A 13,208-nucleotide genomic window follows, 5' to 3' on the forward strand; every position below is an offset into this window, starting at 1 on the left:
GCAGGCTCCTAGGCCAGTCGTCGGATGTGCAGGGAGGACCCGGCCGCCACCCGGGTTGCGGTCGCGTTGGACACGGCCTGCGCCCACTGGAGCGCCAACGTGCCCGCGGACACCGTCGTCAGCACGGACTCCTCGACGGCTACGCACTGGTTCGAGGCGCTGTTGCGGGTGCCGTAGCGGACCGCGGTGGAGTAGGCGTGCACGCCGGAGCGGTGGTATCCGCCGTCGGCGGCGGACGCGGTCGCCACGCCGCCCGCCAGCGTCCACGCGGCGCCGGCCGCCGACCGCACCCCGGACGCGGACGCGGGGACGGTCCACTGCGTCTGGATCTGCGCGGCGTCCAGCGCGGCGAAGTGGATGTAGAAGACCACGTGGTAGACGGCGTTCGCTTCCAGGGCCGCCGTGAGGTCGGGGTCGTCGGTCAGCGTCGTCGTCGCCGCCCGGTCCAAGTTGGTGACCTTGGTGTAAATGTCGGGCTGCGACGACTGGAGAAGCTGGCCGGTCAGCCGCTGGCCCGCGTAGATCGCCGGGTATCTGGACACGCGAGGCCTCCTAAAGAGCGGCGAATGCCGGGGTGTTGGCGACGGACACGGCAGCGCCGAGCGCCTGGCTCTTGATGACGCGGTTCTGCGAGCGGCGCACCGAATACACCTGCGGGTTGATCACGTCGAAGCGGGCGTAGCGGACCTCCACCGTCGACAGGTTGGTGTTGCCGGTGGAGCGGATCGAGCGGGTCCCGATCTGCGCCGCCGCGGAGAACGCGGCGTCGGCGCCCTCGATGTGCCAGATGCCCGGCTCCATGTCGCCTGCCCGCCATGCCCTGGCCCGGAAGGTGGTGCCCTTGCCCTGGAACCGCACGCGCACGAAGCTGCCCGGGGTGTGGGTGAACGGCAGCGTGTAGGAGGAGCCGATGCCTGTGCCGGTCCCGGCGACCTGCGCCCGCACGGTCAGGATGATCGTGCCGGTCGTGCGGAACTCCAGCCGGGCCATGTACATGTTGTTCGCATCGACCATCCGCGCCGTCGGCCCGCCATACAGCGAATCCCCCGACGCGGCCGCGCTGGTGGTCACGTCGCAGTACAGATCGAAGTCCGGGTGCACCGCTGTCACCGCGCTGCGCCGCGAGATGTCCAGCGTCGACAGGATGTGCGTCGCGTACAGGGCGGCGTTGACGTTGTAGTCCGACGCAGCCCCGCCGCCCACCTGGTTCCACGCGAGCCCCGAGTCCGAGGTGCCCCACGTGCTCGACGCGGTCCGCCCGAAGTCGTCATACAGGAACGACGACTTCTTCCGGGCGATGCGCGGCGCCCACACGTAGTAGATCGCCGACGACGGCGGCGTCCCCCCATGCCGCACCCGCACCTTCGCGCGCGAGGCCCCCGCCGGCGCCACGAACTCCTGCTCCACCCACGTCCACACCGACGCGCCCACCGCCACGCCCGTCCCCGCCACCGACGACACCAGCGTCCCGCCGGCGTCGTACCAGTTCGGGCAGACCTGCACGTCCGACCAGCCATCGGCGCAGAACACCCACCCGGACAGGACGTACGTCGCACCCGGGGTGACCGAGCCGACCGCGGTGAAATCGCCGAGGGCGCCGCCGACCGAGGTCACTCCGTCGGGGACGATCCGCAGCGAGCCCAGCGCGCGCGGGTGCGGGTGCACGTACGTCTTCGACCACGTCGCGGTGGCGCTCTGCGCCGTCCACCCGCTGATGTCTGTCTCGAAGAACGGGTTCGGGGAGAGCAGCGTCGACGGCGCGAGGACCGTCATGACCTCGCCGCTGACGCGCCAGTCGAACGGGGTGTCGCGGACGTACGGCGTCCAGACCGGACCCGCGGTCGTGACAACCGTCGCGGTGCTCTGGGACGAGGTGAGCGCCTCGGCGAGTGCGGAGCCGTCGGTGTCGGTCCACTGCATGAACTCGCGGAAGCTGGACGCGGTGTTGGTGTCGCCGACCCACGCCACATCCCACGGGCTGGCCGGGGTGGTGTTGAAGTCGATGTTCCACATGAACTGATCAAGGCTCTCGCTGTAGCCCTGCACCATCAGATCGAGGTCGTCGGGCTGCACCAGCTCCCACGGCCGCACGATCTTCATGCGGTCGCCGATGTCCACCGCCGCCGCGGCCTCCACCAGATGCGCGGCCTTCGCGAGCAGCATCCGCACCACCGGATAGCGGGTCTCATCCACCGTGCCCACGTGCAGCTGCCAGCCCGCATGGTCACCGAGCTGCGCGTCGTCCGCGACGTTCAGCGTGACGGACTCCGGGTAGCGGCCGATGCCCGCCGGCGGAGCGGCCGCGGACATCGGGCCCGACTCCAGGGTGCGCCGCGCCGAGCTGCCGCCGGTGCGCTGCACGGTGATGTCGTTGCGGGGCTGCTGGTCGTCGTCGGTCGGCTCCAGCGGACTGACGAGGCCGTCGCTGCCCGTGTAGTCCAGCGTGAGCGCGGGGGCCTGGTTGTACAGCGACGCCCGGTCCCGCAGCCGCAGGCCGAGGAAGGACCGCTCCTCGCACAGGATGCCCTCGTCGGCCGCCGCGGCCTCGCGCATCAGCTCCAGGAGAGTGAGCTGCCCCTGTACGCCGAGGCGCTGCTCGGACAGGGACGCGCTGTAGGCGGGGAGGCCCTCCTCGATGCCGAGGCGCTGCACGCGGTTGGACGCGGTCTCCTCCCGCCATCCGATCATCGCGTTGATGGTGCCGGAGTACGCGGTGCTGCTGCTCGCGACAGCGACGTGCCCGATGGCTGTGCCGTTGAGCAGGCCGTCCTGCCCGATGCGGACGTCCGTCGCGGAGCCTGCGGTGTAGGCGTTGAGGGTGCCGCTCAGGAAGCTGGAGACGGTGTTCGACAGCCTGCTCTCGTCGATCTTCAGGACGATCAGGCGCCAGTCGATGTTGGCGCCGTTCTGCGTCAGCTCGATCCCGATGTGCCGCGGCACTCCGTTGATGGCGAACGTGCCGAACCCGGACGCCAGGATCTGAGTGCCGTCGGCGTCGTAGGCCCGCAGCTCCAAGCTCCCGCTCGTGTTGACGAACAGGGACCAGGTGCGTGCCGTGCCGGTCATCGACACGCTGAAGATACGGTCGGTGCCCGTGACACCGCCCGCCGGGACGGCCGCACCGAACCGCAGGAACGTGAAGTTCGTCGCGGTGTAGGGGGCGACCTTCACGCGGGTCACCCCGTACGTGAACGTCGGCAGCGGCGCGGAGGCCACCCAGTCCGCGTACGCCGCCATCGCCACGCCGGCCGCCGGAACGGGCATGGCGGGCTGACCGTCCAGCGCGGACGCGAACGTCGTGGCGGCGGCCTCATCCTCCATCGGCCAGTACGACACGATGCTCGTGCGGGACGGGTTGGTGAACTCGCGGTACATCGCCGACCGGACGGGGACGGTGCCCTGCGTGAGCCGCCGCATGACGCCGTATGCCTCGACCTGTGTCACGAGATCGTGCTTGGACTCCCAGCGTGGCGCCCACGAGGTGACCTCACCCGCGAACCGGACACGCTTGTTCGTGATCGACGTGCCGCCCGCCAGCGTCCACGTCCGCCCGGCGCTGTCCGCGAACGACGTCGTCCCCGCGGCCTGAGCGTTGAAGCGGGGCTGCGCCACGATCGTGCCCCACAGGCCGTTGCGGACCTCCGCGCCGTGCACCCGGCCGATCGGCAGGCGGAGGATGAACCCGGTGGCGTTCCCGATCCGCAGCGGCGCCGTCGAGTTGAAGATGCTGGTGACGCCCGCGCCGGACACCGGGTCACCGAGCTGCGTCCAGGGCGCATCGAGGTTGTCGGCCGTGAAGAACCGCACCGTCCAGCCGCCTGACCCGTTGTTCACGTCCAGCGTCACCCGCACCGCCAGGCGGCCCCCGGCGCCGGGCACGACCGGCGCGACCGTCGAGGACGCCGCGAGGGACGCCGAGCCGTCCGCCGACCACTCGAAGTACAGGCGGCCCTGCCGCGAGCCGAGGAACCAGGACTTCTGCCCGGACCCGAACTTGCCGATCATCTCGACGGCGTCCGCGGTCGTCGAGTCCAGCGGCGGCACCCAGTTCGCGAGCGTCGCATCGAGACGGACATCGAGGTCGCCGACGATGTCCAGGGCCGCCGTGTCCGGGGTCTCCGCGTAGTCGGCCGTCCCGCCCGGCAGGTCCAGGTAGGTGCTGCCGGTGAGGACGCTGATCCGGATCGGGGTGTTGCGGCCGATCTGCCCGTAGTACGGGCCGACCGGGTTCTTCGGCGAGTACGCGCCCGCGTTGTTGTCCAGCACCAGCGAGCAGCGCGACGACTCCACTTGCTGCGACTCGTCCGAGCGGCCGCGCTGAATCCGGATCGCCGTGTCGTAGCGGATATCCCCCGACACGTCGACCCACACGGCTCCGACGAGCAACTCGGCCTTGATCGCGAATGGCATCTCAGTCGACCTTCCCGAACGTGGCCTTCAGCCCGCCGCGGGCCCGCACTGCGGAGCGCACCGGATCGATGACCAGCTCGCCGAGCTCCTTGGTGCCGAAGCTCACCTGAATGACGATGGGCCGCTCGCCCCCCGCCGGCGCCGGAGCAGTGCCGCGCGCGGCCGCCGCAGCCCGCCGCGGCGGCGTGTTCAGCATCGACGCCCACGGCGCCTGCGCCTTACGCATCGAGTCCGGCGACGAGTACACCCGCGAGCCGACCGGCAGGTCCGCGAGCTCCGGGCCCTGCTCGCCCACCCACGTCAGCCCCGACCGCGGCCCGCCCACCGCTGCGGCGCCGACGATCCCGCCGGTGGCCTTGCGGCGGAACGCCCGCTCGATGGCCTTCTCCATCGTGTGGGCGAGCTTGTCCATGGCCTTCTCCAGCCGCTTCTGCTGGGAGGTCAGGGCCTTCACCACGGCGGTCTGATTCCGGATCGCCGACCCGTACATCGAGTCGGCCGCGGTCTTGCCCGCGCTCGACGCCGACGAGCCGATCTGCCGCTGAAGCTTGTTCATAGAGGCGATCTCCGACTTCGAGGCGCCGAGGAGCGCGCCCGCGGTCTGGAGCCCACCGCCATCGATGCCGGCCTCCGCGATCTGGTTGATCAGATCCTTCGACAGTCCCTTCTTCCGGAGGCCCTTCAGCGCGGACGCGAACGCGGATGCCTGGTCACGGGAGCGGGTCAGCCCGGCCATGACGGACGCGGTGGTGATCGGCGCCCCATCCGCGCCTCCCTTGGTGATGTTCGCGGAGGACAGGACGTTGTTCTTGACCGAGTCCCGCAGCTGCGACGCGCTGTTCTTCAGGTCGTCGAGCTTGCTCTTCGCCTTCTCCAGGCTCTTGGTGACCGTGGACAGGCTCTTCTCGTGCCGCAGCAGCGCCTTGCCGTAGGAGTCGAGCTGCCGCAGGAGATGCCGCTCCGTCCCGCCGTGCGTCGACTTCATGATCGTGGAGCGCCACTGGTTCAGCGACGACACCAGCGACGACCGCGAATCCGGGTCACCGAGACCACGGCGGATCTCCGACAGCCGGCCGCCCGCCAGCTGCCCGAAGTGGGAGACCGTCAGGTCGCTCCATGCGTCCTTGCGGGCCTCGTGCTCCGACTTGCGCTGTGCCGCCGCGCGCTTCTGCGCCTTCGTGAGCCCGCCCTTCGCGAACTTCGGCATGTCGAGACGGCCCTCGTTGATGAGGTGCATGAACTTCTCGCCGTACTTCGCGACCGCCGCGGCCTTCATCACGAACTCGCCGTTGCTCAACCAGGGGGCGAACACGTCGTCGGAGGTGCCCGTGCCCGGCCCGACCACCGGGCCGCCGTCGGCGTACCCGTGCTTGAACGCGCTGCCGGTGAACAGACCACCCGTGGCGCCCACGATGTCGTGCTGGCTGCGGCCGGACAGGTACTTCGTCTGATACTCGGTGATGTTGCGGACGGTGTTCTTACGGAACGTCGTGATCGTGATGTTCCGCGAGCGCGGCAGACGCGACAGTGCCCCCTGCACATCACGGATGCCCGACAGCGCCTTGCCGTTCGCGGCGGTGACCGTGACCTTCCCGTTCGGCAGGCGCTTCACCTTCAGCCCGAACGACTCCAGGATCTGCTCGGCGCCCTTCGACAGCGTCTTCAAGGTCACGCTCTTGCTGCCCGGCGTCTTCTTCACAGCAGCGTTGAACGCGCGCAGCCCGGCCTCGGCGTCCTCCTTCTCCATCTTGATCCGCGCCGTTTTGCTCGGGACCTTCAAGATCTGGTCGGCCAGCGCGACGGCCTGCTTGCGGGACAGACCCATCGCGTCGGCCTGCCGGATCAGCTCGGCCCGGCCCCGCCGGTACACATCGTTCGCCGCCGACCACGACCCGGTGGACTCGCGGGCCTGCGCCGCCGCCTCGTCGGTCTTGGCCGCCAGATCGTTCAGTGCGCTCGCTGCCGTGCGGGCAGCCTCGGAGTTGAGGTTGAGCTTTCCACCGGTCATCGACAGCGCTTGGCCGTTGGCCTGCGCGGCCTTCGCCGCGGCGTCGATGGCACCCTCGAAGCCGATCATCCCGCCGAGGCCCGCGCGCTGCACGTCGTTGAGGGCCTGGATGGACTGCCGCAGCCCGTCGGCCGCCTGCTTCTGCCCGTCCAGCTTCGCCTGCGCCGCCTGCGCCTGCGTCCCGAAGAGCCCCATGCTCTCGGCCGCCATCTTCGCCTCGAACTTCGCGTCGGCGATGGCGTCGCGATAGTCGTTCGTGTGCTTCTTGAACTGCGACATGTCGCCGCCGCCGGCCTTCCACGCCCGCTTCAGCAAGTCGAACTGCTCGGCCGCCTGCTTGGGGTTCCCCGACCGCACGAGGTTCGCCATCGACTTGTCCCACGCGTCGACGTTCTTCCTCGCCGTCGAGATGCCGGGCCCCTCGGCGATGCCCACCCATGAGCCGAAGTCGGAGACGAGCTGCCCGAGCTTGTTCTCCGAGCCGCTCTTGGAGACCATCGCGATGGACTCGGACATCTCCTTCATGTTGGTCTTGAGAGTGCCGGTGACCTTCCCGGTCGTCGTCAGCGTCTTCAGCGACGACGACAGGGCGTCCACCTCGACCGCGGGCTTCGCACCCGACAGCTCGTGCAGTGCCAGGACCAGGGCGCCCACGGCGCCGGCCGCGAGCGCAGCCTTGCCGCCGGTCGACAGGGTTCCCAGCGCGGCGTTCATGCCCGCGACGCCGCCGCCTGCTGCCACGAACGCGGCCCGCAGTGCCGTCGCCCGGCCCGTCAGCGTCCCCAGGCCCGCGCCTGCCGCGCCGATTCCCGCACCGGCCAGCTTGATCAGCTTGAAGGCGGTGGCGACTTGCAGCAGCGTCGCCAGCAGTGACGCGGGCACCGCCGACACGAGCTGCGCGAACGCGTTGACGATGGTGAGCATGCCGGGCCCGGCCTGCGCCGCCGCGTCCAGGACATGCAGCAGCGTCTCCGCCAGCGCCTGCAGCGTCTCCTTGACCTCCGGGCCCGCCGCCCGCGCGTACTGCATGACCTCCGTGAGCGGGCCCTCGGCCTTGCCCTCGGACAGGACCCGCATGAAGTGCAGGGCCTTGTCGGTCGCGCGGTCGAGGGTGCGGTCGGTGAAGTCCTGCACGGTGCTGGTGAGGTGGTCGAACCCCGGAGTCTCGATCGCGCCGCCCGCCACCGTGGTCAGCCGGGTCAGCTGGTCCGAGGCGCTGCGCGCGAGCGGCGTCAGGCGGGGCAAAAGCGCCGTGGTGATCTGGAGGCCCTGCTCGACGGGACGCATGGTGAACGATGCCGTCTGGTCCGACCAGGTACGGAACGCGTCGGAGAGGACCATGTAGGACCCGGCCGCGCGCTGCGTCGCCGCAGGCATCGCCGCCAGCTGCCGCTGCACCTCGGCCTGCGCCTTCGCGGCCGCCTGCGAGCCGACACCGGACGCCTTCACTGCGTCCTGGTACTTCTTCTGAGCCGCCGCGGCCTCGCCCATGGCGGAGATCTGGGGGACCACCGCCGCCGTGAACGCGGCCGCCGCGAGGCCCGCAGCCCCCAGCCCGGCCGCGATCGGCGCGGCCTGCGCCGCCACCGGGATCAGTGCCGGAGCGAGGTTGACGAGCGAGGCCTTCAGCCCGGTGAACGTCTTGTCGAGCTGCTGCCCGGACCGCGTCATGCTGCCCGCGCTCGCTGCGAAGCGGCCGTCCAGCGTGCGCAGGTGCCCGTTGATGTCCCGGAAGCCTGCGGCCGTGGCGTCGTTGACGCGGACTGTGATCGTCACGTCATCCGACATCGCTCATCCCCTCCTCCCCAGGTGTGCCGAGTTCGACGATCGCCAGCAGCCGCAGAAGCTCGGGGTCTTCTCGGGTCAGCTGCGAGGGCAGGCACCGGAACTGCTGGCACAGCGCCAGTACCTGCCGCGCATAGATCAGCTCGCGAGGCTCTCGGAGGGCAGCTCCATCGGAATCGACGCCTCCAGGGACGGCCCGCCATCGGGCGAGGCGCCGTCCAAAGGGGCAGGCACCCCGGCGATGGCCTCCCGCCACGCGTTGACGATCGTCATGTTGAAGTCGACTTCCTGCGCCATGACCGCGTCGATGCCCACCGGCACGGGCTGGCCCTGGTCGTCCTCGACGTTCCACTCGATGAGCTGCGCAGCGAGGATCTCCAGCGTCGCCTTAAGGCCGGCGTCGCCGCCCTCTTCGAGTGCCGCGTCCAGAGCGAGGGCCTGCCCGGTGTCGACGTGACGGAGCTTGACCCGCAGCCCGTGCATGTCCGGGTCGGGGTGGTCGCTGAAGTCCAGGTCGTAGATCCTGCGTTTGGGGCGGTAGCCAGCCATCGGCGTGCCTCTCAGGTCCAAGTGGGCACGGTGCCGTCGGCGAGGACGCCGGGGACCGCGAAGGTCAGCTCTCCGGAGTCGGAGCGCGAGAGGGGGTAGTCGGTGAACAGGCACTCGTTGTTCAGGGACTGCCCGGACACGGTGAGAGAGACCGTGCGCAGCACGCTCGTGGACGGCACCGTCTTGAACACGTCGTGGGACTGGCCCGCCGCGTCGTTGAAGACGCCGTTCAGCGTCACCGAGAAATCGGCGAGCAGGAGCAGCCGCTCCATCGCGCTCTTGTCGATACCCGTCACGTCCTGCACCGCGCGCGGCGTCGCGAACTGAAGGTTCGTGATGTCGTTCTTGATCGCCCTTGCGGTGCCTGCTGCGTCATCGACGGAGCAGGTCGTCCACCCAAGTCCGCTCTCTTTGGCCATGGCCTAGCCCTCCTTCTGCTGCTCGACGAGGCGGAGTTGGTGCTCGCCGAAGTCCTCAACCCAGTCAGCGGGGCGCTGGTGGGTGCGTGTGCGGCCGGTTGGGTTCCCGCGCCAGTCGCCATCGCGGACGGCGTAGACCTCCGGCCGCGTCCGGTGCTCGGCGAAACACCGCTGACCGCTCTCGAAGCGGAAGACGGTGAGCCCTACGTCGGTGCGCTGCTCGCGGAACGTCCGGCGGGACTGGCTGCGGATGTACGCGGCCTGCCGCGCGCCGAGTTCGGTCCGCTCGTCGACCCTCGACTCCCAACCGTGGCGCCACGCCGCGCAGCCCACCTGCGCGCATGCGGCCACGACCGAGGTGTCCTGCGGGCTGGTGATGCTGTACGTCTGGTAGGCGCTCACCGGCATGTTCGGGGCGACCCGGTTGATCGGCCTGGTCATCTGCATCAGAAGGTCACCGCCACGTCGTTGCGTGCCACCGAGACGGCGAACACGGCGTTGGAAAAGGTGCCGGTCGTCACGACCCGGAGGTACCGCTCGACGGTCTGCCCGCGCGCGGTCTCGATGCGCTGCGCGCCGGGCCCGGTCGCGGCGGTGAAGCCACCGCCGGTGACGTCGGCCCACGTGTCGCCGACGCCGTTGTCCGAGCTCTCCTGGAGCTTCACGGTCACGGACGTCCCGGTGAGGCTGAAGACGTGGAGGTAGGCCTGGAGGCCGAACAGCGCAGCCCCGTTGAACAGCGGCGGACTGCCGACACCGAAATCGACGCCCGTGCCGTTCGTGCCGGTGGTGTCGGTGCGCTTCCCGGCGGTCATCGAGCGGCCCCACTCCAGGCCGTACGCGTTCGCGGCCGCCTCGACAGCGAACGTGAACTCGCCGGAGTCGCCGCGCGTGCCGTCGTAGTTGAGCTGCTTGGCCACGATGTTCGCCGATGCCCCGCCGAGCGCCGTACCCCGCCAGTACGCGGCGATCACGTCCGTGGTCGGCAGCGTCTTCAGCCGGGCGTGCGCCTGGTCCGGCAGCGTGCCCGGGTTGAAAAATGAGGTCATCTGGAGGCGACCGTCGCGCACGCCGCCCTTGCGCTCGAACGCGTACTTGTCGATGCCGGTGAACTCCAGCGCCGCACACCCGCCGCCCACGTTGCCGACGGCGCTGATGTCACCGGACAGGTCATAGCCCGCGATGAACAGCGCGTCGCCGAGCCCTGATTGCTTGGCCACCTATGCCACCTCTTCCCAAAGGTCGTTGACGATCAGAGGCACGGTGAGCGTGGCCACCCGGTACGTCGTGCTGTCGAACCGCGAGAACCCGAACTGCGCGCCGAGCCCTGCCCCATGGGCGCCGCGCACGTCGACGTTGCGGACGCTGCCGCCGAAGTCGAAGTCCCCCGCGTACGCCGACATCAGGGCATCCACCGCGCCGGTGACGGCGATGTCGACGTCATCCTCGGGCTGCGCGTCCGCCGGCGTGAGCACGCGGCCGGTCAGCTCCAGGCGGCCCGACGAGGCGCGCAGCCCGGACGCAGCCGGGACCGGGCCGACCCGGGCCACCCACAGGGCGTAGACCAGCCCCGAACCGGGGGCGGACACCGGCTCGTGGCCGAGTACCTGCTCGAACAGGCCAAGGCTCTGCGCGTGCGACATGGCCACACTGCGGTAGGTGAGGAGGTCGAGGGGCACGGCGATCACATCCGTCCCGTGTAGCGGCGCAGCAGCCGCTCGCCGATGCCGCGCTTGCGGGAGTTGAGCCGGTCCCGGGTGACGATCCAGTGGTCGTAGCCCTTGAACTTCGTCACCGGGTAGTTGCGGGAGCCCACACCGGCCAGCCACGGCCCGTAGACGACACGCGAGTCAGTGATCGTGTGCCCGTCCTCGACCTTGATCCGGGTCGTGTAGAACGGCGTCTGCGTCTTCAGGACCCGGTCGAGCTCGCCGAGGAGGATCGTGCGGCCCTCCTCGGCGAGTTGCCGTTCCAGCCGGTTGACGTACTCGTTCGCGGCGCGGCGCGCCCGCCCGTCGAAGATCGGGCCGCGGCGGCTGGTCGACACATCGAGGCGCATCCGTCACACCGCCCTGGCGCGGGCCTTGCGGCCGTGGCTGGTGTAGACGCGGGCGCGGAGATCGACGAGGCCCTTACCGGACGCCTCCCGCTCCGACTCCCCAGACCCGGCTGTCCGCGCGTACGCTGAGCGGCCCTGCATGAGGTCGACGAGGGCCTCGGCGAGGCACAGCTGCCGGACGCTGCCGGGCGCCTCCCACCGGGCCACCGCCGCGCCGGACGTGTGCGCGGCCGCCGTGGTGCCGAGAGCGCCGCGCTGCACGGTCAGGGTCCGCGGCGCGTACACGGCCGCGCCGGTGGCGTGCGGGGCGATCGGTGAGCCGTCCCACGCCCGCCGGACGAGCAGCGTGTTCCCGGCGATCTCCTCGACGAGCATCCGCTCCCCGTCGACGAGGATCATCTCCCCGGCCGCGAATGCCGCGCCGCTGCTCACGGGGACGATGACGGTGTTGTTCTGGGCTGTGAGGTCCCCGGCGATGATCTGCCCGGTGTCGAGTAGCGACCGGCCGGTCACGATGACCCGCTCGCTGTCGATGCGCAGCAGCGAGCCGACACCGACTGCGGCGGACGCGGCAGCGTCCACGTCCACCCCGGTCTCGACCGCGTCGAGGGCCTCGGTGATCGTGCCGCCTGGCGTCTCGTCGTTGCGGTACCCGTACAGGCCCTGCACGCTGACGGCCCGCTGTGTGGTGGCCCCGCCACCGAACGCCGCGCTGGAGCCGATGTTCAGCTCCAGGTGCGTGTACGGCGGCTCATCCCGTCCATCGGAGCGGCGCAGGACATAGTCGGCGGGGTCGATGATCTTGCCGCCGGTGGTGAGGGAGGAGACGGAGATGAGCTCATTGCCATCGAGCCACAGCCGCCATGCAGGCGCGCTCTGCCCGGCCGGCCAGTCCCATGCACGGGTGGCCAGCGTCGGGTAGAACACGCGGTGGGTGAGCCCGTGCACAGCGTCGGCCGCGTCCGCGAGCGCACGGTCGATCCGCGCGTTCGAGCGCGCGGTCTCCTTCACATCGAGCTCCGCTTTCACTTCTTCGCGGGTCGTGTACCAGGGCGTTGTCATCTCTCGTCACCTCCTCTCGTATGAGCTGGTCAGCGGAGCCGGTCGCCGACGTACCGGTCACCGGGCCGCCACCCGCAGAACGGGCAGTACCGGCCCGGATCTACGTCCGGTCCTTCGCGGAGCGGCTCCCCGTCTTGGGGGCAGGCGACGGGCTCTTGCTGCTGCTCGTCGCGGGCGAGGCCGATTCCTTCTCGGACGATGTCGAGGAGCTGCTGCCAGGAGATGACTCCTCGCCTCCCTCCTCGATCGGGGTCAGCTCGCCGCTGTCCGGGTCCACCTCGAACCCGTCGATGGTCGGGCCGCCGTGCACGGTCACCTTCGGCATGCTGGTCTCCTTCTGCTGCTCGGTCTGCTCGGGCTGTGTGGCCTCGTTGATCCGCACCGTCGACCCGCACTGCGGGCACTTCGGCGCGCCCACGCTGTACTTGGCCGTGCACTCGGCGCACTCCCACACGGCCATGTCAGGCCCCCGTGGCAGGCAGCGACGCCGGAGCGCGCATCACGCCGAGGTCGCGCGTGAGGGCGTTGACGGTGCCCGCGCCGGTGCTGGTGAGCTTCACGTACCGGTAGCCGTCCGACAGGGACGTCCCCTCCACCTCGATCACCGCCGCGTTCTGCGTCGCAGCCGCCGCCGTGGTCACGGTTGCGCCCGCCGCCTGCGTGCGCCTGGTCCACGCGTCCGACCCGTTGCCGGTGCACGTGTGGTACTCGGCGATGCAGGCGAGGTTCTGCGCGCCCGTACCGGACGAGTCCTTCGCCTCCTGGAGGGTGTAGACGTCGCCGACGCCACCCCCGAGGTAGCAGGAGAACGTGACGCCAGCAGCCGCCCCCTTCAGGGCGATCCACGCGCCGTCCGCGGCCGGGGTCGTGTTGAACAGTCGGCCAAGTGCTCGCTGAGACATGGGGAGTTCCTTCC

Annotated in this window: 12 protein-coding genes; all 12 read right to left on the minus strand. The window is 70.3% G+C overall.

The window, feature by feature from the left end:
- Positions 1-8: 8 nt before the first annotated feature.
- The 12 genes from AOK22_RS00430 to AOK22_RS00485 all read right to left on the minus strand — a co-directional run bounded on the left by AOK22_RS00430 (position 9) and on the right by AOK22_RS00485 (position 13,194).
- Complete coding sequence (locus AOK22_RS00430; RefSeq protein ID WP_055696484.1) at positions 9-542, minus strand: hypothetical protein; 534 nt, start codon at positions 540-542, stop codon at positions 9-11.
- A 10-nt stretch (positions 543-552) separates the two neighbouring features.
- Positions 553-4,410: a carbohydrate binding domain-containing protein gene (locus AOK22_RS00435; RefSeq protein WP_055696485.1), complete on the minus strand. Its 3,858-nt coding sequence runs from the start codon at positions 4,408-4,410 to the stop codon at positions 553-555.
- A 1-nt stretch (position 4,411) separates the two neighbouring features.
- Positions 4,412-8,194 (minus strand): phage tail protein, encoded by a 3,783-nt coding sequence (locus AOK22_RS00440; RefSeq protein ID WP_244164649.1) that lies wholly within the window; start codon positions 8,192-8,194, stop codon positions 4,412-4,414.
- Positions 8,195-8,341: 147 nt separating this feature from the next.
- Positions 8,342-8,752 (minus strand): hypothetical protein, encoded by a 411-nt coding sequence (locus AOK22_RS00445; protein WP_055696487.1) that lies wholly within the window; start codon positions 8,750-8,752, stop codon positions 8,342-8,344.
- 11 nt (positions 8,753-8,763) lie between these two features.
- Entirely contained in the window at positions 8,764-9,171 is a 408-nt protein-coding gene (locus tag AOK22_RS42355) for a hypothetical protein (RefSeq protein WP_244164650.1), read from the minus strand.
- Positions 9,172-9,174: 3 nt separating this feature from the next.
- A complete protein-coding gene (locus AOK22_RS00455; protein WP_157872125.1) occupies positions 9,175-9,612 on the minus strand; it encodes a hypothetical protein in 438 nt (145 codons plus the stop codon).
- 5 nt (positions 9,613-9,617) lie between these two features.
- Positions 9,618-10,391: a hypothetical protein gene (locus tag AOK22_RS00460; protein ID WP_055696489.1), complete on the minus strand. Its 774-nt coding sequence runs from the start codon at positions 10,389-10,391 to the stop codon at positions 9,618-9,620.
- Positions 10,392-10,850: a hypothetical protein gene (locus AOK22_RS41225; RefSeq protein ID WP_157872126.1), complete on the minus strand. Its 459-nt coding sequence runs from the start codon at positions 10,848-10,850 to the stop codon at positions 10,392-10,394. It lies immediately after the preceding gene.
- Positions 10,851-10,855: 5 nt separating this feature from the next.
- Positions 10,856-11,230, minus strand: coding sequence for a hypothetical protein (locus AOK22_RS00470; RefSeq protein WP_055696491.1), 375 nt, complete (start codon positions 11,228-11,230; stop codon positions 10,856-10,858).
- Between the two features lie 3 nt (positions 11,231-11,233).
- A complete protein-coding gene (locus AOK22_RS00475; RefSeq protein ID WP_157872127.1) occupies positions 11,234-12,292 on the minus strand; it encodes a hypothetical protein in 1,059 nt (352 codons plus the stop codon).
- A 100-nt stretch (positions 12,293-12,392) separates the two neighbouring features.
- Entirely contained in the window at positions 12,393-12,752 is a 360-nt protein-coding gene (locus AOK22_RS00480) for a hypothetical protein (protein ID WP_055696493.1), read from the minus strand.
- 1 nt (position 12,753) lies between these two features.
- Entirely contained in the window at positions 12,754-13,194 is a 441-nt protein-coding gene (locus AOK22_RS00485) for a hypothetical protein (protein ID WP_055696494.1), read from the minus strand.
- Positions 13,195-13,208: the final 14 nt, after the last annotated feature.

Source organism: Streptomyces silaceus (genome assembly GCF_001419745.1).
Taxonomy (GTDB): Bacteria; Actinomycetota; Actinomycetes; order Streptomycetales; family Streptomycetaceae; genus Streptomyces; species Streptomyces silaceus.

Bases quoted from the DNA above. Each gene is read 5' to 3' on its own strand.
- AOK22_RS00435 (WP_055696485.1), bottom strand. From the start codon at position 4,410: ATGCCATTCGCGATCAAGGCCGAGTTGCTCGTCGGAGCCGTGTGGGTC.
- AOK22_RS00445 (WP_055696487.1), bottom strand. From the start codon at position 8,752: ATGGCTGGCTACCGCCCCAAACGCAGGATCTACGACCTGGACTTCAGC.
- AOK22_RS00480 (WP_055696493.1), bottom strand. From the start codon at position 12,752: ATGGCCGTGTGGGAGTGCGCCGAGTGCACGGCCAAGTACAGCGTGGGC.
- AOK22_RS00475 (WP_157872127.1), bottom strand. From the start codon at position 12,292: ATGACAACGCCCTGGTACACGACCCGCGAAGAAGTGAAAGCGGAGCTC.
- AOK22_RS42355 (WP_244164650.1), bottom strand. From the start codon at position 9,171: ATGGCCAAAGAGAGCGGACTTGGGTGGACGACCTGCTCCGTCGATGAC.
- AOK22_RS00470 (WP_055696491.1), bottom strand. From the start codon at position 11,230: ATGCGCCTCGATGTGTCGACCAGCCGCCGCGGCCCGATCTTCGACGGG.
- AOK22_RS00455 (WP_157872125.1), bottom strand. From the start codon at position 9,612: ATGACCAGGCCGATCAACCGGGTCGCCCCGAACATGCCGGTGAGCGCC.
- AOK22_RS00485 (WP_055696494.1), bottom strand. From the start codon at position 13,194: ATGTCTCAGCGAGCACTTGGCCGACTGTTCAACACGACCCCGGCCGCG.